Below are 26220 nucleotides of genomic sequence, written 5' to 3' on the forward strand. Positions count from 1 at the left end.
GGGACTAACCATCCGATCAGGAATGCTTGTCCATGCCTGAATAATGACTAGCAATTATGCATACATCAAAAGGATGATCGTAAAAATTGAGCAAGACACAATCTGGCAGGGCTATCTGGTCGACCTGCTTTCGGGCTAGCCGATGATATAGCCGGTTACCAAACGAACGCCCGGAAACGCCAAGGTCAGAAGCAACCAGGCGCCAAGAACAAAGCGTACGGCCATGCGCCCGCGCAAGGTGGAGCGTTCATGGATAAAGATCAGCACACAAATGGTCGCGAAACCCAGCAAGGTCAGCAGCATCTTGTGGTCGATTTCCCACAGGCTCTGTCCTTCAACATATCGAAGCGCAAAGCCCGAAATGATCCCGATGATCAGGATCCAGGCCGACCATTTCAAAAACCCGACCAACATGTATTCACTGTCGCGCAGCGGCGGCAGACGTCGGCTCCAGCGGGTCGGCTTGCGTTTTTTCAGGGCGTATTCCTGAACGACATAAGCCATCGCGGCAATCGCTGCCAAAGTCACAAGCGCATAGGTGACCAGTGAACTGCCGATATGCGCCCAAAGCCAACCGGAATAAAGTGCCGGCCCATCCACGGTTTCGGCAACGTTGTTACCAAACACCCGGAAGACCGCCGCCAATACCGCGAAAAGAAGAAGATAACCGCCGATATACCCGGCCAATCGCCAAACCTGATGCGGGCCTTTGCAAATCACCAGACCACCAAAGATCAGGATTACGGTTAGTTCCGACCAATGCAGGGCCGCGGCAAAGCCACGCGACTGAACTTCCTCGCCGGTAACCCCCAGCAACACCATCGTACCGACAGCTGCCAGACAAATGGATGCATAAAGCCAGATATCACGCCGTGGTTCAGGGCGCATGATCTGTCCGGTCAGGGGCAACAGGGCAAGGATATGGATATATGCTGCAAGCATCTTGAAACCCGTTTCAGTCTCCGGGATCAATCGCGACCCCGATATTGCATTTGCCGACTTGGCAAAACCTCCGCAGAAAGATAGCCTGCGGCGCACTCACGACAAGCCATGGCTTTATGTTTATGACCCAAAAAACAGGCGTTGTCATCGTCGCTGCCGGCAGCGGTAGCAGATTTGGCGACCCGATACCAAAACAATATCACATGCTTGGCGGCAAAAGCATTCTTGCACATTGCATCGAATGCTTTGCACGACATACCGATCCCGGCCTTATTCAGGTGGTCTATAATCCAGCCCACCGGGAGTGGTATGAAAGCGCGACAGCGGCTTTGAATGAAACCGGATCACTCCCAGCACCAGTGGCAGGTGGTGACACCCGGCAGCAATCGGTTCTGAACGGATTGCGCGCCCTTGAGGCCAAGGGACCGGATATTGTTCTGATCCATGACGCCGCGCGCCCGGGGATATCCGATGATGTGATTGATCGGGTTATGACAGCGCTTCAGACCCATCCGGGGGCAATACCCACCCTGCCCGTGGCGGATACCATCAAGCAGACAGATCGGGATGGCGTCATCACCAAAACGATTGCACGCGAAACCCTGCAACGTGCGCAGACCCCTCAGGGGTTTGATTTCAAAACGATTCTCGATGCGCATCAGAAATTCGAAGGTCAGGAATTTACCGACGATGCAGCCCTGCTTGAGGCCATCGGGCTTGATGTGATTTGCGTTGCCGGCACCACCAACAATGACAAGATCACCCATCGCGATGATTTTGGCCGGGCACAAAGCTGGGCAAATACGACAGACAAGGAAACAGCGCACATGTCGCAAGAAGAATATCGGGCTGGCACCGGATTTGACGTTCACCGCTTCGCGCCCGGGGATCATTGCATCCTTTGCGGGGTAAAAGTCCCGCACAGCGCGCGCCTTGAAGGCCATTCCGACGCCGATGTCGGCCTGCATACCCTGACCGATGCGATTTTGGGCGCGATTGGGGCAGGCGACATTGGCCAACACTTCCCGCCAAGCGACATGCAATGGAAAGGGGCTGCGTCCGACATCTTTCTCAGACACGCGGCAGACCTTGTCCGCAAGCGTGGTGGACGGATTGTGAATGTCGATGTGACGCTGATCTGTGAACGTCCGAAAATCGGGCCACATACCCCGGCAATGCGCCAGAAAGTCGCGGAAATTCTCGGGATTGATGTGGACCGCGTCAACGTCAAGGCCACCACCACCGAACGACTTGGCTTTACTGGGCGCGAAGAAGGCATTGCCGCACAGGCGGCCGTCAGTGTTGCCCTTCCGATCAACTGATCAACCGCGAAGACCAACAGACAAAGGGCAGGATCAAAATCCTGCCCTTCTGCATTTTAAGGATATATGCGCGCATCAACAGCTTAGGACGCGGCCTTGTCGCCTTCTTCCTCTGGCAACTGGTGCTTCATCAGCACCGGTACCTGCGCCATGCCAAACACCATTGTGATCGGCATAATGCCCCAGACCTTGAAAGCCACCCAGGTATCGGTCGAGAAATTGCGCCAGACGATTTCATTGACCACGGCCAGAAACACAAAGAAGAACGCCCAACGCCAGGTCAGAATGCGCCAACCTTCATCGGTTGCCTTGAATGCGCTTTCCAGAACCAGCTTCAGGAACAGTTTTCTTGCTGCCAGTCCGCCAAACAGGATGCTGGCAAACAGCAAGTTCACTATGGTTGGCTTGATCTTGATGAACAATTCATCATCGAGATACAGCGTCAGGCCACCAAACACGATGACGAACACCCCACCGATCAGCGGCATCACCGGGATGGTTCGCGCCAGCGCATATGACGTCGCGAGTGCGACGACGGTGGCGGCGACGAACACTGCCGTTGCTGTCATCAGGTTGGTCGTTGCATTCACCGCAAAAAACAGGACCAACGGCCCCATTTCGAGGGCCATTTTGGTAAGCTGGTTCATTAACTCGTATCATCCCATGGAATAAATTTGCGCCATCCTAGGGGGCATGCCCACCAGATGCAATCACATCAGCCGTGATCCGGATCCCAATTGGGTTTGCAGCCATGAAACATAATCGTGATTGCCCCGCCCCAACGGGAGCTCAAGAATACAGGGGACCTCATAAGGGTGGTGATCTTCGACCCATTGCGCCAATTCAAGCGCCTTTGTTTTTGACGTTTTAAGGATAACCACCACCTCGGTTTCTTCCTCGACATCGCCATCCCATTCATAGATCGCCGTCATATGAGGCAAGACATTGGCACAGGCCGCAAGTTTTTCGCGAATAGCACCACCCGCAATCACACGTGCCATATCCATGTCAGGCACCGTAACATACAGAAATGACATCTCACTTGGTTGGAACTCTTCTGGCGTCATTGCGATTGCTCCATGGTTGATAATCCGTCACACTGATTAGGGTCAGGACCTAACATCCGATGTTTGTATCACCAATCATATCATAACGGTGCGAGGAGTACCGATGGCGGGGAAAAAACATTCGAAACCGACCGATGTGCAGCTTGAATGGCTGCGCCGTGGTCTTAGCCAGCCCGGTGGCAAATTGCCGCTTTTTGACGGCAATGGCAAACAGATCAGCGAAAAAACGGTTCGAAGCTGTATTGATCATGGCTGGGCGGCACCGTGGTTTGACAACCCTGTCAAACCCGATTGGCTGATCTGCAAGCTGACCGACGAAGGGCGTCGGGTCGCCAGTGCGGGCAATTAACGCCCTTTCCCCGAAAGCTTGGCCTGCCAAAGCCGCAAAATCCTGACCGATCTGATCCGATCCCGATGATTGCGGGTATCAGACTCATCTTGCTGATGGCAACAGATGAGTAAAGATCATGCCGATATTGCTGCGAAATATGTTCCGGGTGGTTACCGTTCTGGGTGGTTTGTTATGCCTTCCGCAGGCGGCTGCCGCATCCGACGAAGCGTGGCAAATTTGGCAGTCTGACGGTGTTCATGCCCTGATGCGCCATGCCATTGCGCCGGGCACCGGCGATCCGGCGAACTTCACCCTGGGCGATTGCACGACACAGCGTAATCTGGACGACACCGGCCGCCAACAAGCACGTCAAACAGGCGATCGCATCCGCGAGATGGGGGTTGAATTAACCTCAATCCTGACAAGCCAGTGGTGCCGATGCGTTGATACCGCGCGGTTGCTTGATCTTGGTCCGGTGACCGAGGAGCCAGCGCTAAATTCCTTTTTCCGCAATCGCATCACAGAAGCGGCACAGACCGCCGAAATCAAAGCAAAGCTTGCCAGTCTTCAAGGTGATGCAAAGCTGTTACTGGTGACCCATCAGGTGAACATCACCGCCCTGACCGACATTTTCCCGCGGTCTGGTGAAATCATCCTGTTCAGGATGGCGGATAACGGCACGGATATAGACGTACTTGCGCGTCTGATGCCGTAGCATACCGCGATGCGATTTTTCGCAATAATATAAAAGGGGAGATAATTGGTCGGAGCGAGAGGATTCGAACCTCCGACCCCCTGCACCCCATGCAGGTGCGCTACCAGGCTGCGCCACGCTCCGACCGTAGAGTTGCGCCGTTTGGCGCGGCTCGATAAATAGCGGCGCCACGCCAAAGACGCAAATGGTTTTTATGGATTTTTTTTAACGTCCTGCAGGCCTGTGCGCAGGATCGCCTGAAGTTCTTCGAGTTCGCCCAAAACAGCTTTCAGCGCTGTTTTGTCCGGACCGGAGACACTGGTCATTCCAGACACAGTGGAACTAGGCGCCATATCCGATGCGCCTGTTTCTGTGTCCTGGCCGGTTACAGCGATTTCCGATGGCAACTTGCCCTTGTTCTGATCAAGGAGCTTTTGCACCCCCTTGATCGTAAAGCCCTGGTCGTGCAGCAGCGTGCGAATATGGGCAAGGAAATCAATGTCTTCTGGACGATAATAACGTCTGCCCCCTGCCCGTTTCATCGGCTGGATCTGGGGAAACTTGGATTCCCAGAACCGCAGGACGTGCTGCTGAAGACCAAGCTCCTTTGCAGCCTCGCTAATTGTGCGAAAAGCAAAGTCAGACTTTGCTGTCCGGCGGGAAGTTCCCGCCGCAGCCCCCAAGTTCGTTTTCATGACTTCTTTTTCTTAAGCGTTAATTCGGGCTTTCAGGACCTGTGAAGGCCGGAAGACAAGCACCTTACGCGGAAGGATCGGTACTTCTTCACCCGTTTTCGGGTTTCGTCCGATACGCTGACCTTTTTGACGAACAGAGAAACTTCCGAAAGAGGAAATTTTTACAACTTCGTCCTTGATCAGTGCCGATGAAATTTCATCGAGAACAGTTTCAAGCAGCTGGGCGGATTCATTCCGCGACAGACCAACTTCCTGATAAACGGCTTCCGCGAGATCCGCACGGGTAATCGTTGTTTCCGACATGACAGGCCGCCTCCTAATTACGGGACTTAATTTACAAGGCTATATCTGGTAGCGAAATCACTCAATATCAACAGGATACAATGCTTTTTGACGGAATGTTGTGAAAATTAAGAATTTCACGTGAATTTGTGTCATTCCGTACAAATGGTCCGGCTTTACCAACGCATTAACGATGCGCCCCAGGTAAAACCGCCGCCCATGGCTTCAAGCACAACAATATCACCGCGTTTGACACGTCCGTCATGGACGGCCTCGGCCAGTGCCAATGGGATTGACGCCGCAGACGTGTTGGCGTGACGATCAACCGTCACAACCACCTTATCCTTGGAAATACCAAACTTGCGCGCCGTACTATCGAGAATGCGCTGGTTGGCCTGATGCGGCACCAGCCAGTCAATATCGCCCGGCTCAAGGCCGGTATCGGCCAGAACTTCGCGAATAACGCTGGCAAGGTTTGTCACAGCGTGACGGAAGACTTCCTGACCTTCCATGCGCAAATGCCCGACGGTCTGGGTCGCAGATGGTCCGCCATCAACATAAAGAAGCTCATACTTGCTGCCGTCAGAATGCAGACGGTTGGCAAGAATACCGACGTCTTCAATCGTGCCCTGGCCTTCAACGGCCTGCACAACGACAGCCCCCGCACCGTCGCCAAACAGCACGCAAGTCCGGCGATCTTCCCAATCAAGGATACGCGAAAAAGTCTCCGCCCCGATGACAAGCACGGTTTTGGCCTGACCGTTACGGATATACATATCCGCCGTCGTCAGCGCATAGATAAAGCCAGAACAAACAGCCTGAACATCAAAGGCGAACCCTTTGACCCCAAGGCGATTTTGCACCTTGGTAGCTGTGGCCGGGAATGTGTTGTCCGGGGTCGCGGTCGCAACAATGATCAAATCAATGTCATCAGATGTGACACCGGCATGTTCCATCGCGCTTTTGGCAGCAGCAAAAGCAAGATCACTGGTGGTTTCACCTTCGGCTGCGATGTGGCGCTGACGAATGCCCGTGCGGGCAACAATCCATTCATCTGACGTGTCAACGCGCTTGGCCAGATCATCATTGGTTACAACGTTTGCAGGCAAATATGAACCGCAACCAATAATGCGAGAACGAGTTGTCATGATTTGGGGACCGCCGGTTTTCTGTTTTTCTGGTGGGTTAATCAGTTGGCTTGACCAACAGGAACGGCAACGTCTTCTTGCTCCGCATTTTCAAGGCCGCTCATGGCCTCTTCAAATAGTGCAAGCTCGTGCTTGATGCTGTCATTGAGGTTGTTCACGATCAGATCGTGGCAAACCCCGATGGCATTGGAAAAACCAAGCGCGTCGGTGCCGCCGTGGCTTTTGACCGCAATGCCATTAAGGCCAAGCAACATGGCCCCGTTATAACGGCGCGGATCCATGCGATCACGGAAACGCTGAAGCGAACGACGGGCAAGAAGATAACCGATCTTGGCAAAGAACGAACTTTTGAACGTCTCGCGCAGGAAATGCACCAGCAGACGCGCAGTACCTTCTGCGGTTTTCAGCGCAACGTTGCCGGTAAACCCATCAGTCACGATCACATCGACCGTCCCCTTGGCCAGGTCATCCCCTTCGACAAAGCCCTCAAAACGGATCGGCAGATCAATGTCGCGCAAAATCGCCGCGGCTTTCTTGACCGACTCATTCCCCTTGAGCTCTTCGATACCAACGTTGAGCAAACCGACAGACGGTTTTTCAAGACCAAACAGGATCCGTGTGAAGACTTCCCCCATCAGGGCAAACTGCACAAGGTTGTGTTCGTCACATTCTATGTTTGCGCCAAGGTCAAGCATCACCGTCTCGCCGCGCTGTGTCGGCATATAGGTGGCGATTGCCGGGCGATCGATGCCACGGACAGTTTTCAAAACGAACTTGGCCATCGCCATCAGCGCACCGGTATTCCCGGCAGACACGACACCCTGTGCGTAGCCCTCTTTGACGGCGTTGATGGCAAGACGCATGCTGGAATCACGGCGCTGGCGAAGCGCGACGGAAGGTTTGTCTTCCATCATGACTTCCTGCGAAGCGTGGCGGATGTCGCTGACAGCTTCCAGTGTTGGATATTTGGCCAAAAGCGGTTTGAGTTTCGCTTCATCACCAAACATCAGAAACTTGAGATGGGGCAAACGCTTGAGCGCAATTTCGGCACCAGCCAAAACCATCTCAGGCGCGTGGTCTCCTCCCATCGCGTCAAGTGATATGCAAACCTGTTCAGGCAACGTATTCTCTTATGGTTGTTCTAAAATCTCTGAACCGGGTATCCGGCAGGCAAGCCAATAGGCAAAGCTTGTCATCAATGAGCCGGAACGCCCGTAATTACCGGAATTCTCCACCAGATACAAGGTAAAGCACATTCCGGTTACCCACACCATAACAGCGTGAACGCGATCATAGTGCAGTCAAAACGTGAAATGCCGGTAAATACCGGCATATTCAACAAGCCTAATCATCAGACGTTCCCGCCCGGATGACCACTATTTTTTCTTTTCAAGCTGTTCTTTAAGGCCTGCAAGCTGCGCAAACGGATTGGGTTTGTCGGCGTCGGCCTCTTCTTCGGTCTGGATCGAGTCCGGCAGTTCTGCATCATCCTTGCGCGGATACGGGTCCATCGCAACGGCAAGGAACTGTGCCACAACCTCGCCCAGATCAATCATGCCATCAACAAGCGGCTCGGGCTGTTCAAGCAGCGCCATCAATTCGGCTTCCGACAGATTTTCAAGATCGTCCGGGTTTGACGGCATGTCTTCTTCGGAAACATGCGGCGAGAAAAGAACCTCGACCGTATCTTCAACGGTTTCCGGCACGGGCTCGAGTGTGGCGACACAGCGCTGAACGATTTCGGCACTCATCGGGCCACGTACGGTAACTTCGCCGTTTGACGCGGTTTTAACTTCCAGCTCGGCGCGCAAGCTATCAATCGAAACCAGCTCGAACCGTTTGGCCAGTTCGGCACGTTCCTTTTCGTTGGCTTCAATAACAAGTTTCTCTTTGCCACTGACCATTTCATCGGTTTTGACAATACGGGAAAACTCGGGGGTAAAATTATCAGGCATCAGGTCGTTCTTTCTCGTGCGAGTCAGATACAGCAACAGCCGGGACATCGGGAAAATGAACCGCGCCGTTCTGCATTTGCAAAATGGTTTGATTTTCAAGGCTGGTCAGCGCGTCGTGGATATAGCCAACCATCGCCATAAGTTGTTCATTGCTGACATTACAATCAGCGTAAAGATTACGGTCCAGTGCGGCGGCAAGCTCGGCTGCGCCAGACTGAACACCTTCTTCATAGGCAACAATGCGCCCATGGTAGGATTCAGACATCTTGCGGATCCGTTTCAGGATACCGACATCGCCGATCCCCATTTCACGCATATTCTGATCAAGATCAGCAAACATTACATCAAAGATGCGCTGTGCAAGATCACGGTCACCATCATCGGCCTTCAGACGGCGAAACAGGATGAATGCATGAACGAGAATAAGGTCAAAGCGCCCTTCCATCTTATCGGGAACGCCAAGCTTTGCGTAGAAGTCCGGTTGGCGCGCCTGGGTTACCATTGCCGTGTAAAGCTCGAACGCAGCAGTTTGCTTGCGGTCTTTTTTCTTAAGCCATCCAAACAACAGTAACACTCCTTCGTTGACATTCCTGTCGTGGCACGCAGAATGCCGTAAATCTCTTTGGGGCATGTCTGCCCCATGCATTGCCCGGCAATATCATGCGCCTCGCGCAGAAACTCAAGGCAATTCCGGTTTCGCTTCAAGAAGAGGGTCGCTCAGGTGAGCTTCATGGATAACAAAACTACCCGCATTCCCCTGATCATGCTGGCAGGGCTGGCTATTGCCTTTGTCGCTGCCTGCAGCCCCAGAATTGCGACCCGCGGCCACGCGCCGGACCCAGAACAGCTTGAACAGATCTCTGTCGGAGAATCGACCAAGGGTGATGTCACCAATATTCTGGGATCGCCATCATCGGTTGCCGCCTTTGACGAAAATGTCTGGCTTTATATTTCCAGTGTGACCGAGACCGTCGCGTTCTTCGAACCCGAAACCGTCCAGCAGAAAGTCATTCTGATCAGCTTCGATGCGGCCAACCGCGTCGAAATCCTGAGTGAATATGACCTCGAAGACGGCAAGCCGGTTATCCCGACGGACCGCGTCACACCGACTGCCGGTCGTGAAATCACGATCCTGCAACAGCTGTTTGGCAACCTCGGCCGCTTCAGCGAGCAGAAATAAGCCGCCTGAGCCGATCTAGAGATCTGTCGTTACTTAAAATGGTCGAACCCGCCATCTGCGAGTTCGGCCATTTTTCCATCCGCACCGATCAGTGATACAACGCCAACCTCATCCGTCACCCCACCGATGACGGTGAAGGCATCACCTAGGGCAGCAACATCATCGGGTGCGCCAGCAATCAGAAGTTCGTAGTCATCACCGCCCGCAAGAATGCGCGACCACTGGTTTTCATCACCATCCAACACCGCGCGTGCCGCCTTGGATAGCGGAACAGCATCGCGGTTGATCACAAGACCGACACCCGACGCAGAACAAATCTTGCGACAATCCCCTGCAAGCCCGTCGGAAATATCCATGGCAGCCAGACGTCGTTTCGATGCGATACAGGCCGCACTTTCCATCATCCGTGGCTGCGGCAACCAATAACGGTCTTTCAGAAACGCAGCCAAATCCGGTGCAAGATCGGGAAATTCGCCGTTCAGTAGCGCCAGCCCCAAGGCCGCATCGCCCAACGTTCCGGTGACGGCCAAAACATCGCCCGGCTTTGCCAGATCACGTCGCAGGGCCCTGCCCGTTGGAACATAGCCAAATGCCGTCAGGCTGAAGAATGTCGGGCCCGGCGTTGCAACCGTATCCCCGCCCCAAAGCGAAACATCATAAGCCGCACAGTCTTCGCCAAAGCCCTTGGCAAATCGTGCCACCCAGTCATCCAACAGATCGCGATTATAACCCGAACTCAATACCACGCCCCCCGGTCGGGCGCCCATGGCCGTCAAGTCCGACAGGTTCACGCGCAGAACTTTCTTTGCGATCAGTTCGGGTTCATCAATGCTTCGGAAATGGACATCAGCCACCAGCGCATCGGTGGTTACAACAACCTCGTGCCCGGCTGGTGGTGAAAATACGGCCGCATCATCCTTCAAAGACAATGCGGCCGGATCACTTTGCGCAATGGGCGCAAAATGGCGCGCGATCAGTTCAAATTCGCCGGATCGCGCTGCCATATCAATTCTGTCCGGCTTCACCGGGACGCAAGGTTTTCCCGATACGGTCCAGCACGGCATTGACCAGCTTCGGTTCGTTCTCGTCAAAGAACGAATGCGCTGCGTCGACATATTCCGTGATGACAACCCGCATCGGCACGTCTTCACGTGCGATCAGTTCATACGTGCCCGCACGCAGGATACTGCGCAGAACCGTCTCAAGACGCTGCGTGGTCCAGCCCTTTTCAAGCGCACCATTGATCAGCGCATCAAGATCGACCATGCGCGCGGCAACGCCCTGAACCAGATCGGCGAAAAAGCCGCGATCCGGATCGATCAGGTCTTCGTTTGGCACATCAAGATCGCGACCACCCGTACCATCAAGGCGGAAGTCGGAATATTCGCGCACGATATCAGCGGCAGGCAGCTGCGAAAGTTCTGCCTGGTAAAGCGCCTGAATAGCGGCAAAACGCGCCGCGCTGCGCCGTTGTGCGGCTGATGCCTTTGATTTCTCGGTCATTACTTGTGATGTATTCCAAAGTGGTTTTGAACTTCAATCTGACGCAGAACAGCTTTGGCAGCCTCGCCACCCTTGTTCTTTTCGTCAGCCTTGGCTCGTGCAAGTGCCTGCGCCTCGTTCTCGACAGTCAGGATGCCATTGCCGATTGCCAGGTTGTAGTCAAGGCAAAGCTGCATCAGCGCACGGTTGGCTTCTTCGCAAATGTGATCGTAATGCGTGGTTTCGCCACGGATAACACACCCCAGCGCAAGATAACCGTCATAGCGCGGACCGGTGGCCAGTTCTTCCATCGACTGCACAGCATAACGGATGGTAATCGGCACTTCAAACGCACCCGCGACCGAAATACGGTCCCACGTCGCGCCACCAGCTTGCAACGTCGAAGCCGCCCCTTTGACAAGATCTTCGACGATATGCGTGTAATACGGCGCATCCACAATCAGAATGTGGGGGGCGTTGCTCATGATTTTATTCCTCCGAGACGACAAGCGGACGCTGATCAACCAGATTTAGACCGAAGCCGTCAAGTCCTACAATGTGGCGTTTGGTATTTGAAAGCAGAATCATGTCGCGAATGCCAAGATCATGCAAGATTTGTGCGCCGACACCATAGTCGCGCAAATCGCCATCACCGTTCTCATTCGCCAGTTCCTGACGCAGGGCATCACCATCACCGCCATTCATCTCGATCAGTTTGGCAATCGATGCAGACAGCGTGTTCGGGCGCGGTTCACGGATCAGGACAACCACACCACGCCCTTCCTCGCCAATCTGGCGCATGGCGGCCGAAAGTTGGCCCTGATGACCCGTTTGGGTATCGCCCAAGACATCTTCTATCACATTTAGGGCGTGCACACGGGTCAGAACCGGCGCATCATCAGAAATATCGCCTTTGACCAGCGCAATATGTTCGGCATATGTGACGTTGTTGACATAAAGATGCATGTCAAACTCGCCGCCATTCACACTTTTGATCTTGGTGGTGGCTTTACGCTGAACGACCTTTTCATGCTTGCGGCGATAGCGGATCAGATCGGCAATCTGCGCGATCTTGAGATCGTGCTTCTTGGCGAACTCGACCAGTTCTGGCAATCGCGCCATTTCACCCGAATCGCTCATGATTTCACAAATGACACCAGACGGGTTCAGGCCCGCAAGGCGTGCGATATCAACAGATGCCTCTGTGTGACCGGCCCGCACCAAAACCCCACCCGGACGCGCGCGGAGCGGGAATACATGGCCCGGTGTCACGATGTCGTGGCGACCGGCATTGGGATCAATTGCAACGGCCACAGTCCGCGCGCGGTCAGGGGCGGAAATACCGGTGGTCACGCCTGTCTTGGCCTCGATCGATACAGTAAAGGCTGTTTCGTGGCGCGTGCCGTTATGCGCGCTCATCATGGTCAGGCCAAGCTCGTCGCAGCGCTCAGATTCAAGCGTCAGGCAAATCAGGCCGCGACCATGGGTTGCCATGAAATTGATGGCATCGGGCGTTGCCATCTGGGCCGGAATAACCAGATCGCCCTCGTTTTCGCGGTCCTCGTCATCGACAAGAATAAACATCCGGCCATTGCGGGCCTCTTCGATGACGTCTTCTATTGGCGAAAGATAATTATGCGGCATTGTTGATCAATCCTTGCCCAGCATGCGCGCGACGTAGCGTGCCAGCATATCGATTTCAAAGTTGATCCGGTCGCCCGGCTGCTTTGAACCCAATGTGGTTTCGTTTTGGGTATGCGGTATCAGATTGATACCAAATGTGTTCCCGTCAACCTCGTTGACGGTCAAAGACACACCTTCAAGCGTCACCGATCCCTTGGATGCGATATATTTCGCAAAGGCTTCGGGCACTTCGAATGTAAGGCGCAAAGAGTCGCCTTCGGGTACGCGTTTGGTCAGCGTTGCGACGCCATCGACATGCCCGGATACGATGTGCCCCCCCAACTCATCGCCGACACGCGTCGCCTGTTCGAGATTGACCTTGGATCCGACAACAAGGTCACCCAGCGTCGTCCGCGACAGGCTTTCTGCCGATGCCTCGATGGCAAACCAGTCATCACCGGTTTCGATCACGGTCATGCAGGCACCATTGCAAGCGATCGATGCCCCCAAAACGATCTTTGAGGTATCAAACGATGTGGTGAACTCAAACCGGGTGTCGCCGGCTTTCTTGATTGCACGAACGGTTGCAATATCGGTGATGATGCCAGTGAACATTCATTTATTCCGTTATTTTATCGTAGGTTACCGCAATATCCGCACCCACTTCACGAACTGAAGTACGTTTGAAATGCGGTGCGTCGGCAAGCTGTTTCAGACCAAGATCCGCAATCATTGCCTTGCCGTCGTCACCAATCAACGATGGCGCGATGAAATGAATGATACGATCCACGACGCCCGCCCTGATCAAACCAGCGGCAAGATTTCCACCACTTTCAACAAGAACACGTGTCAGACCTTCATCTGCCAGCTTACACAGCACATCATGTAGGTCCAAATGATCATCTGCGCATCCGGCAGAAATCACTTTTACAGCAGTTTTTTCAAATTTTTCCGATAGTTCGGCGAAATTCTTGTCGGCTGTCACCACCCATGTCGGCACGTCGTCGGCCGTCTGGACAAGCTTGGCAGTCACTGGCACGCTACCTGCACGGTCCAGAATGACACGCACCGGTGATTGATGATCCCGCCCGGCAAGACGACAGGTCAAACTCGGATCATCGGCGATGACCGTCTTGGCACCGACCAGAATGGCGTCATGATTGGCGCGCAGCATGTGACCGGCTTCGCGTGCGCCAGCACCCGTAATCCACTGGCTTTCGCCACTGGCAGTGGCAGATCGCGCATCAAGGGTCGATGCCAGTTTAAGGGTGACAAACGGACGGGAACGTTCGGCCTTGGAAAGGAACCCTTCATTCACACGCCGGGCCTCGTCGGCATAAAGCCCGACATCAACCTGAATGCCCGCCTCACGCAGCATTTCATGCCCCCTGCCCGACACACGCGGATCCGGATCGGTCAGCGCGCTGACAACCCGCGACACCCCGGCTTCGATAAGACCGGTTGCACAGGGCGGCGTTTTGCCAACATGACTACAGGGTTCAAGGGTGACATAGGCGGTTGCACCACGGGCCAAGGGACCGGCCAGATCAAGGGCAACACGTTCGGCATGCGGACGGCCACCTGGCTGCGTGTGACCACGGCCAACGATGGTGCCATCAGAAGAAACAAGGACACAGCCAACCGACGGGTTAGGCCAGACATTTCCCAAACCGCGTTTTGACAGGCTCAATGCGACCCGCATGAAATGCCGGTCGTCTTCGCTAAACGCGGGGGCTGTCATTACTCTGCGTCCGCCTCTTCTTCCCCATCATGCATTTTTTCGACGAATTGTTCGAAATCGCGGGCTTCACGGAAATTCTTGTACACCGAAGCGTAGCGTACATAAGCCACCTGATCGAGGGCATTCAGCGCCTCCATCACCATTTCACCAATGGTATCGGTGGAAATGTCGCTTTCGCCACTGCTTTCAAGACGGCGTTGAATGCCATTAAGGGCCTTCTCAACACGTTCGTCTTCAATCGGGCGTTTGCGACACGCAAGAAAGATCGACCGCGCCAGTTTGTCGCGGTCGAACAATTCGCGTTGCCCGTCTGTTTTCACAACCATCAACTCACGCAACTGGACACGTTCAAATGTCGTGAAGCGTGAACCACAGGCAGGACAGAACCGGCGACGACGAATGGCATGATGCTCTTCGGTCGGACGGGAGTCCTTAACCTGGGTATCGGTATGTCCGCAAAACGGGCAACGCATATTTTTATCTAAGCCTCAAATCGATCAGGAATAGATCGGGAAACGCTTGCAGAGGTCTTCGACCTTCGCACGGACGGCGGCCTCGACTTCGGCATTGCCTTCCGGGTTGTCGACCATCGCATCCAGAACGTCACCGATCAGTTCACCAATCTGCTGGAACTCGGCAACACCGAAACCACGTGTCGTACCAGCCGGCGTACCAAGACGCACACCAGACGTAATGGTCGGCTTTTCGGTGTCAAACGGAATACCGTTTTTGTTACACGTGATGCCTGCACGTTCCAGTGCGACTTCCGCCGTGTTGCCTTTCAGGCCCTTCGGACGCAAGTCCACCAGCATCAGGTGCGTATCGGTACCACCGGTCACGATGTCAAAGCCACGTTTAACGAGGACTTCGGCCAGTGCCTTGGCGTTATCAACAACCTGCTGGGCATATGCCTTGAATTCCGGACGAAGTGCTTCGCCAAAGGCAACTGCCTTGGCTGCAATCACATGCATCAGCGGACCACCCTGCAGACCCGGGAAGACGGCGGAATTGATCTTTTTGCCGATCTCGAGGTTGTTTGACAGGATCATGCCGCCACGCGGACCGCGAAGGGTTTTATGCGTGGTGGTGGTTACGACGTCTGCATAGGGAAGCGGGCTCGGATGCACGCCACCGGCAACGAGGCCTGCAAAGTGCGCCATATCAACCATCAGAAGCGCGCCAACCTTGTCAGCGATTTCGCGGAAACGCTTGAAATCGATCTGACGCGGAATGGCCGAACCACCGGCAATGATCAGCGCCGGCTTGTGTTCAACCGCAAGGGCCTCAACCTGATCGTAATCAAGGGTCAGGTCATCTTCACGAACGCCATACTGAACCGCATTGAACCACTTGCCCGACAGTGCAGGACGCGCACCGTGCGTCAGATGGCCACCAGCATCAAGCGACATACCCAGAATGGTGTCGCCCGGCTTGCAAAGGGCCAGCATCACCGCACCGTTTGCCTGCGCACCGGAATGGGGCTGAACGTTGACAAACTCGCAGCCAAAGATTTCCTTGGCGCGATCAATTGCCAGCTGTTCGGCAACGTCAACATATTCACAACCACCATAATAACGGCGCGAAGGATAACCTTCGGCGTATTTGTTGGTCAGGACAGTGCCCTGCGCCTCAATAACCGCTTTGGAAACGATGTTTTCCGAAGCAATCATCTCGATCTGGTTCTGCTGACGATCAAGCTCGTCGGTGACAGATTTGTACAGTGCCGGATCAGCTTCGGCCAAGCTGGTGGTGAAAAAGCCTTTGAACGACATGCGGGGGCCTCTTTCGATGCGATGTGACGGGGAGCGACCCTTGGGGGCCGCCTGCCCGTTCCGGTTGATGCCAGATGGCGAGAAAATCAGACGGAGCAGGACATTTTTGCGACGCGACCTTCATGACGACCGCCTTCGAATTCGGTCGACAAGAAGGTATCAACGCAATCAAGTGCCGTGGCTTCACCAATCAGGCGGGCACCAAGGCACAGAACATTTGCGTTGTTATGTTGACGGCAAAGCTCCGTGGAAAGACGGTCATGAACCAGCGCTGCGCGGATTTGCGGATAGCGGTTGGCTGCCATGCTCATACCGATGCCAGATCCACAGACGAGAATACCCGCCTCGGCCTTGCCATCGATAAGGGCCTTGGCCACTGCCTGCGCATAATCGGGGTAATCAACCGAAGCCGAACCATCTGTGCCCAGATCAAGCACTTCAATCCCGCGCTTTTTCAAGGTTTCAGCAATGGTTGATTTCAGTTCCACACCACCGTGGTCGGAGGCAATCGCAAGGGTTTTGACGGTCATAGGCGTGCCTTTATTCAAAAGCAAAAGTTAAAATTTGAGCGCCTTGTAGCATATAGCGTCGGGACTGCCAACGCGCAGCTCATGCAAAACAGCAAGTTTTCCAAACAGAACTGACGCAGTAAAACCGTTATGGTTCAAACGCTCCGTATATTGAACACATATGTCAGCTTTAACGCCGTCAACAAGGTCCATGCAGGTATCAGAATGCCGCCATGGCCGTAAAGTACGATCCAACCATATAAACAGTATTATTGCGCAATCTGTTTGGTTGTATTTCCTGTACGATCTGAAATTTAAGAGGGTTTAATCATCGCCACCAAAGCATAAACTTTAATATAACATCCCTATAAACCAAAATATGGTCTATTAAACAAATAACCTTGTGTTTTTCTGTGGTTTGACTATACCGATTGAATAGTGCATTAAGTTTAATGTGATTTATCAAATGAAGGATTACTTCAATTATGGCTGAAACCGAGAACAGCGTGCTTGATCGCGACGAACTTTTACAGATGACCGTCGACATTGTATCTGCCTATGTCAGCAACAATGCGCTTGCCGCGGCACAGATTCCGGAACTGATTTCGACTGTCTTTGCTTCTCTTGATGATATACACGGTGTTGAAAAAGAACCGGAACAGGAACCGTTGAAACCGGCTGTTCCGATCAAAAAATCTATTGGCGATGATTATATTGTCTGCCTCGAAGACGGCAAAAAGCTGAAAATGCTGAAACGTCACCTGCGCACGACCTATAATCTCACCCCGGAAGAATACCGTGCGAAATGGGGCCTGCCGGCAGATTACCCGATGGTCGCACCGAATTACGCCAAGCAGCGTTCGCAGTTTGCCAAGAAAATCGGTTTGGGTCGCAAGGCGAAATAACGCCTTCCCCAGTCAAATACCGAAAGAAAAAACGCCGCCCTCATCCAGGGCGGCGTTTTTCGTATCCGACTGCAAAAGTCGGGTCAGTCCAGCTCTAGGCCGGACTGACCGTTTGCAATTGATTAAGGATTCTGGATAGCACCGTCGGTGTACTGACCGTCTTTCCAGGTGTAGATCCAGTAACCAGGAGCATCGACGTCGCCTTTGGCGTCAAACGAGATTTCGCCAAGAACGGTGTCGAATTTCTCGGAATGCAGGGCATCTACAACCGGCTCGAAGTCGGTCGAACCAGCTTTGTTGGCAGCCTGTGCCCAAGCCTGGATCGCACCATAGGTGAACAGGGTGTAACCTTCCGGCTTGTAACCGATTTCGTCGAAGTATTTGACGAGGTCGGCGTTACGCGGATCGGTTTCGATTGCAGGCGATGCGGTGAAGATGGTGCCTTCGCCGGAATCACCGGTAATTGCCCAATATTCAAGGGTGTTGATCGCGTCACCAGACATGACCATGGTGTCCATGCCCTGTGCGCGCATCTGACGAACGATCAGACCGAGTTCGGTGTGGTAACCACCATAATACAGAACTTCGATGCCTTCGGATTTCAGCTTGGTCACCAGAGCCGAGTAGTCTTTCTCAGCCGGGGTGATTGCTTCGTAAAGGGCTTCGGTTACGCCGTTCGCATTGAGGTTTTTCTTGGTTTCGTCAGCCAGACCTTTGGAATAAGCCTGTTTATCGTGAACGATGGCGATTTTCTTGTCGCCATAGTTTGCAGCTAGGTATTTACCAGCAACTTCACCCTGCTGATCGTCACGACCGCAAACACGGAACACGTTGTCCATGTCACGTTCGGTCAGCTGCGGGTTGGTCGAAGCCGGGGAAATCTGGATGATGCCCTCTTCGAAGTAAACTTCCGAAGCCGGGATCGAGGAACCAGAGCAGAAGTGACCAGCAACAAGTGCAACGTCTTTGCTAACCAACTGGTTGGCAACAGCAACAGCCTGTTTCGGATCGCAAGCGTCATCGCCGATTTCGAGAACGAGCATTTCGCCGTTCACGCCACCAGCTGCGTTGATGTCAGCAACTGCTTTCTCTGCACCCTGGGTCATCTGTTCGCCAAATGCAGCATACGGACCGGTCATCGGACCAACGGTCGCGACAACGATGTCAGCTTTTGCTACACCCATTGAAAGAACAAGCGCGGAAGCAGTGGCAAGAAGGCCGAGCTTGGTTTTCGACATAAGAGAAGTCTCCCTGTTCCAAAGGTTGATTCCATCACCATGACAGAATCATCTTTTTGGATCTGAAACCGGCCCGTGTTTATCGCCGATTACCGGTTTCAGTTCCCTCGCACCATAGCGCTCCGTATTCGGGGCGCATAAGTACAAACCAGATGGTTGCCCGTTATCGGGCAACCATGCGGGGACGCGTTACGTCCCCGCAAATATCAGCGAACATCAGCACCTTCGCGGGCGCGATACGCAAACGGACCAACCCGTTCATACAGCCACGGATATTGCGACAGCATCTTGTTCACCTGCGTCAGGCGGAACGCCGCGAAGGTGATTGCAAACAGGATTACCGTATCAAAAATGTAGCCGGAAAGTGAAAGAAGCTCACCTTCAAACAGGGCAAAAACCATGAAGCGGTCAACGCAACCAAGCAGCAGTGCATAAGGCACAAGCTGCCAGGCAGGACGCCAGGTGTTTGCGATGGCCTGACCGGTCATAAAACCGCAGAACCCCATCAGGATGATGGTCATTCCGATTGTGACACCAATGCTGGTACCCGTAATCGCTTCCATCTCAGAACTCCCTAGTGGCCACCCTCGAGGTAGGCTGCGCGGACTTCCGGGTTTGCCAGAAGTTCCGCACCCGTCCCCGAGAGCGTGATATTGCCATTGACCATCACATATCCACGATGAGCCAGTTTGAGCGCATGGAATGCGTTCTGCTCAACGAGGAAGACCGTCATCTTTTTCTCGCGGTTGATCTTCTCAACCGTTTCGAAAATCTGCTTCACGATCAGTGGCGCCAGACCAAGTGACGGCTCATCAAGCAGAAGAAGACGCGGACGGCCCATCAGGGCACGGCCAATCGCCAACATCTGCTGTTCACCACCAGACATCGTACCGGCACGCTGGTTGATGCGTTCCTTCAGACGCGGGAACAGATCAAACACCATTTCGATATCCGAATTGAAATATTTCGGATCCTGGGTGATTGCGCCCATCTGAAGGTTTTCATAAACCGACATGCGCGGGAAAATACGACGCCCTTCCGGCGACTGCTGAATACCAAGCTGGCAGATCTCATGCATTGGCATGCGACTGATATCCTGGCCTTCGAACAGAATGCGTCCCTTGCTGGCCTGCGGCGAACCGCAGCAGGTCATAAGCAACGTGGTTTTGCCGGCACCGTTGGCACCGATCAGGGTGACGATTTCACCTTCATTGACTTCCATATCAATGCCCTTGAGGGCTTCGATATTGCCATAGAAGGTATGAACACCTTCGATTTTAAGCATGGACATATCGATGGACTCCCTCACTGCGCTTTCGGATCAAGATGAAGGTCGGCAGCAACTTCCGGCGGAAGCTCGTCATCCTCTTCTTCGCCAAGATAGGCGCGGATAACAGCCGGATCATTCTTGACGGCCTCTGGATTGCCATCAGCAATCTTTTTACCGTAATCAAGAACGATCACATGGTCGGAAATCTGCATGACAACGCTCATATCATGCTCGATCAGAAGGCAGCCAACGCCCTGATCATCACGGATGCTCTGCAACAGAACGTTCAGTTCCGCCGACTCACGCGGGTTAAGGCCCGCAGCCGGTTCGTCCAGACAAAGCAGTGACGGGTCTGTGCACATGGCACGTGCGATTTCCAGGCGACGCTGGGAACCATATGGCAGGTTACCGGCATTCCAGTCAGCCTGTGCGTACAGACCAACCTTCTCCAACCAGAACTCCGCCTTTTCGACCGCTTCCTTTTCCGCCTTGGCATATTTGCCAAGGTTGAACAAACCGGCAAGAGAGAACGCAGAGGCCTCCATCAACCGGTTATGCTGGGCAACGATCAGGTTTTCCAGAACCGTCATCCCGGTAAACAGGCGGATGTTCTGGAACGTGCGGGCAACACCTTTGTTGCGTGGAATGCGGAACCCTTCGGTCCGTTCCAGCAACCGCGGGCCATCGTCGGCATGAAGGGTCAGACGACCCTCGGTCGGAACATAGAACCCGGTCAGGCAGTTAAACACAGTGGTTTTCCCTGCCCCGTTCGGGCCGATGATCGCTGTAATTTCACGCTTGTTGGCATTGAAAGAAAGATCATCAATCGCGACCAGTCCGCCGAAACGCATGGTCAGATGTTCGACTTCAAGCAGTTTGTTGTCGGTCATTTGATTTCTCCGGCAACTTTTTCTTTCTGGCTCATATTGAGCAGAATGGTCGGATCACGGAAGGACAACAGACCGCGCGGACGCCAGAGCATGATGGCAACAATACCTGCCCCGAAGATCAGCATGCGATATTCGGCCAATTCACGGAACATTTCCGGGAAACCGATCATCACAATTGCTGCCAACACAACGCCGATCTGGCTGCCCATGCCGCCCAGAACCACGATCGCAAGAATCACAGCCGATTCCAGGAAGGTGAAGCTTTCCGGGCTGATGAAGCCCTGACGGGTTGCAAAGAACGCACCGGCAAAACCACCAAACATCGCGCCGATGGCAAATGCCGACAGCTTGGTGTTGGTCGGGTTGATGCCAAGCGAACGGCAGGCAATTTCATCCTCGCGAAGCGCTTCCCAGGCACGCCCGATCGGCAGTTTGCGCAGACGCAGGGTCACGAAGTTCGTCACCAGTGCCAGCACAAGGATCAGGTAGTACAGGAAGATCAGGCGATGCATGGACGAGTATTCCATGCCGAACAGCTCGTTAAAGCCAATCGCCCCGTCCGGAACACGCCGCGAAAAATCGGCCATACCAAAGAAGCTCGGACGTTCAATCGACGAAATCCCGTCCGGACCACCGGTAAGGTCATACCAGTTGATCAGAACAACGCGGATAATCTCACCGAAACCAAGGGTCACGATCGCAAGATAGTCACCGCGCAGACGCAGAACCGGGAAGCCAAGGATAATCCCGAAGCTTGCGGCAAAGATACCGGCCAACGGCAGGCACAGCCAGAAGCTCAGATCGAAGTTCTGTGACAGCAATGCATAGGAGTACGCCCCGACCGCATAGAACGCCACATAGCCCAGATCCAGAAGACCTGCCAGACCAACCACGATATTCAGCCCCCACCCCAGCATGATGTAAATCATCACAAGGGTCGCAAGGTCGATTGCGGAACGGTCTTCGCCAAAGATGAACGGGAAAATGATAAAGAAGATAATCCCGATCAGACCGATTTTCTTGGTGTTCGAACGATACGCCAACTGGATTTTGGACGACAGTTTGGCGCTTTCATCGACATCCGCCGCGGTCTTGTCTTTCATCGTGAAATAGGCAGTGGCAAAAATGATCGCCACAAACGCGATACCAACGATGGTGCTGACCACACTGCCAAACGCCATATCAAGAGCCACCGGCGAAACCCAGCGGTCGTCAAGTTCGCGGAAACGTACGAACATTTCAAAAACGGCAACGGCAGAAAGCGTAATCAGAACGGCCTGGCCGAGACGTGAAATGTTCTCGCGGCGGAAAATCAAGCCAAGACGCCCGATCACTGTTGCACCGATTGCAATCAAGACAAGATCCCAACGCACGGCCAGTTCCAGACCGGTCGGACGGTCAACCGTCTCGACACCAAGGAGCATGACCGACATCAACAGCGCGATCACGGCAAAGAACGCAAGTTCCTTGACCACTTCCGAGCCATTGGTACGAGAAGAAGCAAATGCAGAAGACATCAGACTTTCTCCACCTCCGGCTTGCCGAGCAGACCCCACGGACGGAAGATCAGCACAAGAACCAGAATGCCAAACGTTGCGACATCCTTGTATTCAATCGTGAGATAACCCGACCAGAAAGCCTCGATCAGGCCGATCAGAAGACCGCCAAGCATTGCGCCCGGCAAAGATCCGATACCGCCAAGAACGGCTGCGGTGAAGGCCTTAACACCGGCAAGGAAGCCGATATAGAAGTCAATCACGCCGTAATACAACGTCACCATCATCCCCGCGACCGATGCCAGGGCAGCCCCCATGACAAACGTGGTCGAGATGGTGCGGTCAACGTTAACACCCAGAAGACCTGCCATCGTACGGTCCTGCTCACAGGCACGCTGTGCGCGGCCCAGGGACGTTTTGGCAATCAGCAGCGAGAAGACAACCATCAGCACGAATGTCAGAACGATAATCACGATCTGCATATAGCTGAGCTGAACGTCGAAATTCGCGCTTTCCATCAGGGTAATGCCGCCCTCAACAAGCGGCTGCATCGGTTTCACGCGCGCACCCTGCGAAATCTGAACGAAGTTCTGCAGGAAAATGGACATGCCGATGGCAGAAATCAAAGCTGCCAGACGGAATGAGCCGCGCAGCGGCCGATATGCAACCCGTTCCACGCCCCAACCATAGACAGAGGTCAGAACCATTGAAACGAACAGCATCAAAAGAAGGGTAAGAGGTAGAATTCCGCTGATACCGGCAGCCTGACAGATCAGGAAGGTAATCAGGGAATGGAACGCACCGATCATATAGATCTCACCGTGCGCAAAGTTGATCATGCCAATAATGCCATAAACCATCGTGTAACCGATGGCGATCAGACCATAAATGGCCCCCAGCGTCAGACCATTGATCAATTGTTGTAGGAAATAAGCCCAATCCATTGCACAACCTTAGATTTGGCACAGACATACAAGGACTTCGCCAGATCAGCAGAAGGTATCAATTCACACACAGATGTAATGATTGGATGAGACACTGTCTCCCCATAGCCCCCTGGCAAACCCGCAAAGCCTCCGTCTTATTGTTATCGGGTAACCCCCGGTTTTAACCCCTTATGCCGGTCATTCTTTTTGCGACCATTACATAAAGAGCGCGATTAGAGCGAGGACATTAGACACACGATTTCAAACCCTGCAAGCCGCTTTGACATTTTAGTGAAAATCACCAAAACAGGATTTGAAATTGGCATAAAACACTGACTTCGAAAGTCACCTACGCTTTATATTGTATAAATTATCCCTTTTTGAGAACGTATTCAAGTTTTTGTGCAGCAACGCGCTTCAGTTGTTCCGGATTCCGGCTGACAGGTCCGGCAACAGTCACTTCCACGCCTGTTTTGCCGTCAATGGCCGTACACCGCAGATAGGTGCCGACTTGCCGAAGCTCAAAATAAATCTCGTTCGAGGTGTTATAGCGTGAGGTCATTGATGCGCTGCTGTTATCAAAAATGGACTTGTCTATTGTGCTCCCATTTTCAGACAACGCAACATATAACAAAACGGGCCCGGAAATCCGGACCCGCTCGTTTGCTACTGCTTCTGGATACTTCTATTTCTCGCCATCCAGCATTTTAACGATGGCCGAAAAGTCCATGCCACCGTTGCCGCCATTCGAATAGAGCGCATACAGGCTTTCGGCCAACGCCCCCATCGGGGTTGTTGCACCAGATGCCGCTGATGCCTGCTGGGCAAGCTTCAAATCTTTCAGCATCATATCCACTGCAAAGCCCGGCTGATAATCACGGTTGGCCGGGGACGTAGGAACCGGCCCCGGGACCGGGCAATAACTTGTCAAAGCCCAGCACTGACCTGATGCCTTTGAAGACACCTCAAACAGTTTCTGGGCATCCAGGCCAAGGCGCTTTGCCAGCATAAAGGCCTCGGACACTGCAATCATGCTGACACCAAGCACCATGTTGTTGCAGATCTTTGCCGCCTGCCCGGCACCGCTGTCACCGGCATGAATGATATTACTGCCCATACCCGCCAAAATGGGTTGTGCACTGGCAAAGTCCGCCTCAGATCCACCAACCATGAATGTCAACGTACCCGCCGCCGCACCGGCCGTCCCGCCAGAGATCGGGGCATCAACAACACCAAGACCAGCCGCACGGGCCAGTTCGGCTGCCTTGCGGGCCGAGTCCACATCAATTGTCGAACTGTCGATCAGAACCGTGCCCGGCTTGGCATGCGCAATGACACCGTCCGGTCCATCATAAACGCCCAGCACATGCTTGCCCGCGGGCAACACCGTAACAACAAATTCGACGTCGCTGGCCGCTGCGCCAACCGATGCCGCCTTTGAGGCACCGGCCTCCACGGCCTTTGCCACCGCATCTGCCGACAGATCAAAGACCTTGACCGCATGTCCGGCCTTCACAAGGTTGGCCGCCATCGGGCCGCCCATATTGCCCAGACCGATAAAACCGATATTCGCCATTTGAAGTCTCCTCTGACACCCTATCTGGGTGTTTTGTTCTGATTTATGGTGATCTGGCAGGGTGATGTTCCCTACCCAATAGTCTAAAGATTAAGCTCTTTGTCTTTTGGCAGTTTTTCGAAATATTCCGCCACTTCGCGTGGATCGACCTGACCGATATCGCCATGCTGCCATTTCGGCGCATGATCCTTATCAACAATCACCGCCCTCACACCTTCAAACAGGTCCGGCTTGCACACCATGCGCTGCGACAGGCGATATTCCATGTTCAGGACCTCTGCCAGCGACATATCACTACCCTGACGGATTTGCTCGAAACTGACGCAAAGGGATGTCGGCGATTTGCCCAGCAACGTCTCAAGGGTCTCTGTGCCGAATGCACTGGCCGCAGTCCGCAAGGCTTCAAAGATCGCCGCGACACTGTCGCCAGCAAAGCAATGATCGATCTCGCTGCGAATTTCTGAAAGCGGCGCTGAACCGAACGGCGTTTCATGCTTATTGAGGATATCCTCGGCAACGGCAAAGCCATCACCGTCCCACGCCGCACTTGCCAGTGCATTCTTGATGGCATCCAGTTTCGCGCTTTCCGCCCCATGGGTTGCAAGTCCGGCATAAAGGCAATCTGCGGCCTTGATCCGCGCTCCGGTCAAACCAAGATACATCCCGATTTTGCCAGGACACCGCGGCAGGAAATAGCCCCCGCCGACATCCGGGAAAAATCCAATGCCCGTTTCAGGCATGGCAAACAACGTGCGTTCGGTCACGACCCGGAATCGGCCATGGATTGAAACCCCGACACCACCGCCCATAGTGATCCCGTCCATCAGTGCGATATATGGCTTTGGATAGGTCGCGATATAGTGGTTCAGGTGATATTCCCGACGATAGAACGCATCAAGCATCTCTTCGTCATCAACCTTGCGGGCATCATAAAGGCCGCGGATATCACCACCCGCGCAAAATGCCTTTTCACCCATCCCTTCAATGATGACGACCTTCACCGAAGGATCCTGTTCCCAGGATTTCAGCTGCGCCATCATCATATCGACCATCACCAGATCAAGCGCGTTTAGCGCCTTGGGACGGTTCAACAGGATACGGCCAACCGGCCCATCTTGGGAAAACAGAACCGGTGCGTCTGCGGTCTCAGTCGGCGAATTTGAAGCTGTGCTCATA

32 protein-coding genes and 1 tRNA gene are annotated in these 26220 nt (G+C 53.8%); 5 read left to right on the top strand and 28 right to left on the bottom strand.

All coding sequences use genetic code 11. From position 1 onward, the window contains the following. Window positions 1-135: 135 nt before the first annotated feature. Window positions 136-942, bottom strand: coding sequence for a cytochrome c biogenesis protein CcsA (gene ccsA, locus AC5Q5A_RS06230; protein ID WP_493894708.1), 807 nt, complete (start codon window positions 940-942; stop codon window positions 136-138). Between the two features lie 116 nt (window positions 943-1058). Here ccsA and AC5Q5A_RS06235 point away from each other — a divergent pair, with 116 nt between their 5' ends. Continuing rightward, entirely contained in the window at window positions 1059-2264 is a 1206-nt protein-coding gene (locus AC5Q5A_RS06235; RefSeq protein WP_493894709.1) for a bifunctional 2-C-methyl-D-erythritol 4-phosphate cytidylyltransferase/2-C-methyl-D-erythritol 2,4-cyclodiphosphate synthase, read from the top strand. Between the two features lie 83 nt (window positions 2265-2347). On the opposite strand, the gene AC5Q5A_RS06240 is transcribed toward AC5Q5A_RS06235, so the two are convergent. Both AC5Q5A_RS06240 and cutA read right to left on the bottom strand, forming a co-directional pair. Further along, a complete protein-coding gene (locus AC5Q5A_RS06240; RefSeq protein WP_120226037.1) occupies window positions 2348-2911 on the bottom strand; it encodes a septation protein A in 564 nt (187 codons plus the stop codon). Window positions 2912-2974: 63 nt separating this feature from the next. Next, window positions 2975-3331, bottom strand: a complete 357-nt coding sequence (gene cutA / locus AC5Q5A_RS06245) for a divalent-cation tolerance protein CutA (protein ID WP_008891093.1) — start codon at window positions 3329-3331, stop codon at window positions 2975-2977. Window positions 3332-3434: 103 nt separating this feature from the next. Between cutA and AC5Q5A_RS06250 the strand changes: the two genes are divergently transcribed. Next, a complete protein-coding gene (locus AC5Q5A_RS06250; RefSeq protein WP_063089473.1) occupies window positions 3435-3680 on the top strand; it encodes a hypothetical protein in 246 nt (81 codons plus the stop codon). Window positions 3681-3798: 118 nt separating this feature from the next. Continuing rightward, the gene (locus AC5Q5A_RS06255) at window positions 3799-4377 is read left to right on the top strand and encodes a histidine phosphatase family protein (RefSeq protein ID WP_493894710.1); all 579 of its coding nucleotides are present in this window, start codon (window positions 3799-3801) and stop codon (window positions 4375-4377) included. A gap of 46 nt (window positions 4378-4423) precedes the next feature. Here the strand turns inward: AC5Q5A_RS06255 and AC5Q5A_RS06260 are convergent. The 7 genes from AC5Q5A_RS06260 to AC5Q5A_RS06290 all read right to left on the bottom strand — a co-directional run bounded on the left by AC5Q5A_RS06260 (window position 4424) and on the right by AC5Q5A_RS06290 (window position 9001). Continuing rightward, window positions 4424-4500, bottom strand: a tRNA-Pro gene (locus tag AC5Q5A_RS06260). 68 nt (window positions 4501-4568) lie between these two features. After that, window positions 4569-5039, bottom strand: a complete 471-nt coding sequence (locus tag AC5Q5A_RS06265; protein WP_493894711.1) for a MerR family transcriptional regulator — start codon at window positions 5037-5039, stop codon at window positions 4569-4571. Between the two features lie 24 nt (window positions 5040-5063). Continuing rightward, complete coding sequence (locus AC5Q5A_RS06270; RefSeq protein WP_008891097.1) at window positions 5064-5354, bottom strand: integration host factor subunit alpha; 291 nt, start codon at window positions 5352-5354, stop codon at window positions 5064-5066. A 155-nt stretch (window positions 5355-5509) separates the two neighbouring features. After that, a complete protein-coding gene (locus AC5Q5A_RS06275; RefSeq protein ID WP_493894712.1) occupies window positions 5510-6481 on the bottom strand; it encodes a beta-ketoacyl-ACP synthase III in 972 nt (323 codons plus the stop codon). 41 nt (window positions 6482-6522) lie between these two features. Continuing rightward, window positions 6523-7602 (bottom strand): phosphate acyltransferase PlsX, encoded by a 1080-nt coding sequence (gene plsX / locus AC5Q5A_RS06280; protein WP_493894713.1) that lies wholly within the window; start codon window positions 7600-7602, stop codon window positions 6523-6525. A gap of 255 nt (window positions 7603-7857) precedes the next feature. After that, window positions 7858-8436: a YceD family protein gene (locus tag AC5Q5A_RS06285; RefSeq protein WP_008891100.1), complete on the bottom strand. Its 579-nt coding sequence runs from the start codon at window positions 8434-8436 to the stop codon at window positions 7858-7860. Continuing rightward, entirely contained in the window at window positions 8429-9001 is a 573-nt protein-coding gene (locus AC5Q5A_RS06290) for a ubiquinol-cytochrome C chaperone family protein (RefSeq protein WP_064789166.1), read from the bottom strand. Before AC5Q5A_RS06290 ends, AC5Q5A_RS06285 begins: the two co-directional genes overlap by 8 nt. A gap of 165 nt (window positions 9002-9166) precedes the next feature. Here AC5Q5A_RS06290 and AC5Q5A_RS06295 point away from each other — a divergent pair, with 165 nt between their 5' ends. Beyond that, window positions 9167-9616 carry an outer membrane protein assembly factor BamE gene (locus AC5Q5A_RS06295; RefSeq protein WP_008891102.1) on the top strand — a complete coding sequence of 150 codons (450 nt, stop codon included), beginning with the start codon at window positions 9167-9169 and terminating at the stop codon, window positions 9614-9616. Window positions 9617-9645: 29 nt separating this feature from the next. Here AC5Q5A_RS06295 and thiL read toward each other — a convergent pair whose 3' ends face one another. The 9 genes from thiL to rpiB form a co-directional block, all read right to left on the bottom strand. Further along, the gene (thiL, locus tag AC5Q5A_RS06300) at window positions 9646-10620 is read right to left on the bottom strand and encodes a thiamine-phosphate kinase (RefSeq protein ID WP_493894714.1); all 975 of its coding nucleotides are present in this window, start codon (window positions 10618-10620) and stop codon (window positions 9646-9648) included. Between the two features lies 1 nt (window position 10621). Next, on the bottom strand, window positions 10622-11119 hold the full coding sequence (nusB, locus tag AC5Q5A_RS06305) for a transcription antitermination factor NusB (protein ID WP_063089462.1): 498 nt from the start codon (window positions 11117-11119) through the stop codon (window positions 10622-10624). Next, on the bottom strand, window positions 11119-11583 hold the full coding sequence (gene ribH, locus AC5Q5A_RS06310) for a 6,7-dimethyl-8-ribityllumazine synthase (protein ID WP_008891105.1): 465 nt from the start codon (window positions 11581-11583) through the stop codon (window positions 11119-11121). The genes nusB and ribH overlap by 1 nt, the downstream gene beginning before the upstream one ends. Window positions 11584-11587: 4 nt before the next feature. After that, on the bottom strand, window positions 11588-12742 hold the full coding sequence (gene ribB / locus AC5Q5A_RS06315; RefSeq protein WP_493894715.1) for a 3,4-dihydroxy-2-butanone-4-phosphate synthase: 1155 nt from the start codon (window positions 12740-12742) through the stop codon (window positions 11588-11590). 6 nt (window positions 12743-12748) lie between these two features. Continuing rightward, complete coding sequence (locus AC5Q5A_RS06320) at window positions 12749-13336, bottom strand: riboflavin synthase (RefSeq protein WP_493894716.1); 588 nt, start codon at window positions 13334-13336, stop codon at window positions 12749-12751. 4 nt (window positions 13337-13340) lie between these two features. Further along, window positions 13341-14462 carry a bifunctional diaminohydroxyphosphoribosylaminopyrimidine deaminase/5-amino-6-(5-phosphoribosylamino)uracil reductase RibD gene (ribD, locus tag AC5Q5A_RS06325; RefSeq protein ID WP_493894717.1) on the bottom strand — a complete coding sequence of 374 codons (1122 nt, stop codon included), beginning with the start codon at window positions 14460-14462 and terminating at the stop codon, window positions 13341-13343. Next, entirely contained in the window at window positions 14462-14935 is a 474-nt protein-coding gene (gene nrdR / locus AC5Q5A_RS06330; RefSeq protein ID WP_008891109.1) for a transcriptional regulator NrdR, read from the bottom strand. The genes ribD and nrdR overlap by 1 nt, the downstream gene beginning before the upstream one ends. 24 nt (window positions 14936-14959) lie before the next feature. Continuing rightward, entirely contained in the window at window positions 14960-16234 is a 1275-nt protein-coding gene (gene glyA, locus AC5Q5A_RS06335) for a serine hydroxymethyltransferase (RefSeq protein WP_064789160.1), read from the bottom strand. An 86-nt stretch (window positions 16235-16320) separates the two neighbouring features. Further along, window positions 16321-16764, bottom strand: a complete 444-nt coding sequence (rpiB, locus tag AC5Q5A_RS06340; protein WP_008891111.1) for a ribose 5-phosphate isomerase B — start codon at window positions 16762-16764, stop codon at window positions 16321-16323. Between the two features lie 464 nt (window positions 16765-17228). Between rpiB and AC5Q5A_RS06345 the strand changes: the two genes are divergently transcribed. Then, complete coding sequence (locus tag AC5Q5A_RS06345; protein WP_008891112.1) at window positions 17229-17648, top strand: Ros/MucR family transcriptional regulator; 420 nt, start codon at window positions 17229-17231, stop codon at window positions 17646-17648. Window positions 17649-17770: 122 nt separating this feature from the next. On the opposite strand, the gene AC5Q5A_RS06350 is transcribed toward AC5Q5A_RS06345, so the two are convergent. The 9 genes from AC5Q5A_RS06350 to AC5Q5A_RS06390 all read right to left on the bottom strand — a co-directional run bounded on the left by AC5Q5A_RS06350 (window position 17771) and on the right by AC5Q5A_RS06390 (window position 26219). Further along, a complete protein-coding gene (locus AC5Q5A_RS06350) occupies window positions 17771-18886 on the bottom strand; it encodes a branched-chain amino acid ABC transporter substrate-binding protein (RefSeq protein WP_008891113.1) in 1116 nt (371 codons plus the stop codon). Window positions 18887-19092: 206 nt separating this feature from the next. Further along, entirely contained in the window at window positions 19093-19449 is a 357-nt protein-coding gene (locus AC5Q5A_RS06355; protein ID WP_008891114.1) for a DUF6867 family protein, read from the bottom strand. Window positions 19450-19460: 11 nt separating this feature from the next. Continuing rightward, window positions 19461-20171, bottom strand: coding sequence for an ABC transporter ATP-binding protein (locus AC5Q5A_RS06360; RefSeq protein WP_008891115.1), 711 nt, complete (start codon window positions 20169-20171; stop codon window positions 19461-19463). Between the two features lie 20 nt (window positions 20172-20191). Beyond that, a complete protein-coding gene (locus AC5Q5A_RS06365) occupies window positions 20192-21046 on the bottom strand; it encodes an ABC transporter ATP-binding protein (protein ID WP_063089455.1) in 855 nt (284 codons plus the stop codon). Further along, window positions 21043-22563 carry a high-affinity branched-chain amino acid ABC transporter permease LivM gene (livM, locus tag AC5Q5A_RS06370; protein WP_493894718.1) on the bottom strand — a complete coding sequence of 507 codons (1521 nt, stop codon included), beginning with the start codon at window positions 22561-22563 and terminating at the stop codon, window positions 21043-21045. The genes AC5Q5A_RS06365 and livM overlap by 4 nt, the downstream gene beginning before the upstream one ends. Beyond that, window positions 22563-23486 carry an ABC transporter permease subunit gene (locus AC5Q5A_RS06375; RefSeq protein ID WP_008891118.1) on the bottom strand — a complete coding sequence of 308 codons (924 nt, stop codon included), beginning with the start codon at window positions 23484-23486 and terminating at the stop codon, window positions 22563-22565. The genes livM and AC5Q5A_RS06375 overlap by 1 nt, the downstream gene beginning before the upstream one ends. Window positions 23487-23838: 352 nt before the next feature. Further along, window positions 23839-24030, bottom strand: a complete 192-nt coding sequence (locus AC5Q5A_RS06380; RefSeq protein WP_008891119.1) for a DUF6898 family protein — start codon at window positions 24028-24030, stop codon at window positions 23839-23841. A 123-nt stretch (window positions 24031-24153) separates the two neighbouring features. Beyond that, window positions 24154-25044 carry a 3-hydroxyisobutyrate dehydrogenase gene (gene mmsB, locus AC5Q5A_RS06385; RefSeq protein WP_063089452.1) on the bottom strand — a complete coding sequence of 297 codons (891 nt, stop codon included), beginning with the start codon at window positions 25042-25044 and terminating at the stop codon, window positions 24154-24156. Window positions 25045-25127: 83 nt separating this feature from the next. Then, complete coding sequence (locus AC5Q5A_RS06390; protein WP_493894719.1) at window positions 25128-26219, bottom strand: enoyl-CoA hydratase/isomerase family protein; 1092 nt, start codon at window positions 26217-26219, stop codon at window positions 25128-25130. Window position 26220 lies beyond the last annotated feature (1 nt).

This window comes from Thalassospira sp. CA1 (genome assembly GCF_059052855.1).

Bases quoted from the DNA above. Each gene is read 5' to 3' on its own strand.
- rpiB (WP_008891111.1), bottom strand. From the start codon at position 16,764: ATGACCGTCAAAACCCTTGCGATTGCCTCCGACCACGGTGGTGTGGAA.
- AC5Q5A_RS06355 (WP_008891114.1), bottom strand. From the start codon at position 19,449: ATGGAAGCGATTACGGGTACCAGCATTGGTGTCACAATCGGAATGACC.
- ribB (WP_493894715.1), bottom strand. From the start codon at position 12,742: ATGCCGCATAATTATCTTTCGCCAATAGAAGACGTCATCGAAGAGGCC.
- ccsA (WP_493894708.1), bottom strand. From the start codon at position 942: ATGCTTGCAGCATATATCCATATCCTTGCCCTGTTGCCCCTGACCGGA.
- ribH (WP_008891105.1), bottom strand. From the start codon at position 11,583: ATGAGCAACGCCCCCCACATTCTGATTGTGGATGCGCCGTATTACACG.
- AC5Q5A_RS06375 (WP_008891118.1), bottom strand. From the start codon at position 23,486: ATGGATTGGGCTTATTTCCTACAACAATTGATCAATGGTCTGACGCTG.
- AC5Q5A_RS06240 (WP_120226037.1), bottom strand. From the start codon at position 2,911: ATGAACCAGCTTACCAAAATGGCCCTCGAAATGGGGCCGTTGGTCCTG.
- AC5Q5A_RS06270 (WP_008891097.1), bottom strand. From the start codon at position 5,354: ATGTCGGAAACAACGATTACCCGTGCGGATCTCGCGGAAGCCGTTTAT.
- cutA (WP_008891093.1), bottom strand. From the start codon at position 3,331: ATGACGCCAGAAGAGTTCCAACCAAGTGAGATGTCATTTCTGTATGTT.
- thiL (WP_493894714.1), bottom strand. From the start codon at position 10,620: ATGGCAGCGCGATCCGGCGAATTTGAACTGATCGCGCGCCATTTTGCG.
- AC5Q5A_RS06275 (WP_493894712.1), bottom strand. From the start codon at position 6,481: ATGACAACTCGTTCTCGCATTATTGGTTGCGGTTCATATTTGCCTGCA.
- glyA (WP_064789160.1), bottom strand. From the start codon at position 16,234: ATGTCGTTCAAAGGCTTTTTCACCACCAGCTTGGCCGAAGCTGATCCG.
- AC5Q5A_RS06390 (WP_493894719.1), bottom strand. From the start codon at position 26,219: ATGAGCACAGCTTCAAATTCGCCGACTGAGACCGCAGACGCACCGGTT.
- AC5Q5A_RS06350 (WP_008891113.1), bottom strand. From the start codon at position 18,886: ATGTCGAAAACCAAGCTCGGCCTTCTTGCCACTGCTTCCGCGCTTGTT.
- mmsB (WP_063089452.1), bottom strand. From the start codon at position 25,044: ATGGCGAATATCGGTTTTATCGGTCTGGGCAATATGGGCGGCCCGATG.
- AC5Q5A_RS06255 (WP_493894710.1), top strand. From the start codon at position 3,799: ATGCCGATATTGCTGCGAAATATGTTCCGGGTGGTTACCGTTCTGGGT.
- ribD (WP_493894717.1), bottom strand. From the start codon at position 14,462: ATGACAGCCCCCGCGTTTAGCGAAGACGACCGGCATTTCATGCGGGTC.
- AC5Q5A_RS06380 (WP_008891119.1), bottom strand. From the start codon at position 24,030: ATGACCTCACGCTATAACACCTCGAACGAGATTTATTTTGAGCTTCGG.
- nusB (WP_063089462.1), bottom strand. From the start codon at position 11,119: ATGACCGAGAAATCAAAGGCATCAGCCGCACAACGGCGCAGCGCGGCG.
- AC5Q5A_RS06365 (WP_063089455.1), bottom strand. From the start codon at position 21,046: ATGACCGACAACAAACTGCTTGAAGTCGAACATCTGACCATGCGTTTC.
- AC5Q5A_RS06295 (WP_008891102.1), top strand. From the start codon at position 9,167: ATGGATAACAAAACTACCCGCATTCCCCTGATCATGCTGGCAGGGCTG.
- AC5Q5A_RS06345 (WP_008891112.1), top strand. From the start codon at position 17,229: ATGGCTGAAACCGAGAACAGCGTGCTTGATCGCGACGAACTTTTACAG.
- AC5Q5A_RS06320 (WP_493894716.1), bottom strand. From the start codon at position 13,336: ATGTTCACTGGCATCATCACCGATATTGCAACCGTTCGTGCAATCAAG.
- AC5Q5A_RS06235 (WP_493894709.1), top strand. From the start codon at position 1,059: ATGTTTATGACCCAAAAAACAGGCGTTGTCATCGTCGCTGCCGGCAGC.
- AC5Q5A_RS06360 (WP_008891115.1), bottom strand. From the start codon at position 20,171: ATGCTTAAAATCGAAGGTGTTCATACCTTCTATGGCAATATCGAAGCC.
- nrdR (WP_008891109.1), bottom strand. From the start codon at position 14,935: ATGCGTTGCCCGTTTTGCGGACATACCGATACCCAGGTTAAGGACTCC.
- AC5Q5A_RS06285 (WP_008891100.1), bottom strand. From the start codon at position 8,436: ATGCCTGATAATTTTACCCCCGAGTTTTCCCGTATTGTCAAAACCGAT.
- AC5Q5A_RS06250 (WP_063089473.1), top strand. From the start codon at position 3,435: ATGGCGGGGAAAAAACATTCGAAACCGACCGATGTGCAGCTTGAATGG.
- livM (WP_493894718.1), bottom strand. From the start codon at position 22,563: ATGTCTTCTGCATTTGCTTCTTCTCGTACCAATGGCTCGGAAGTGGTC.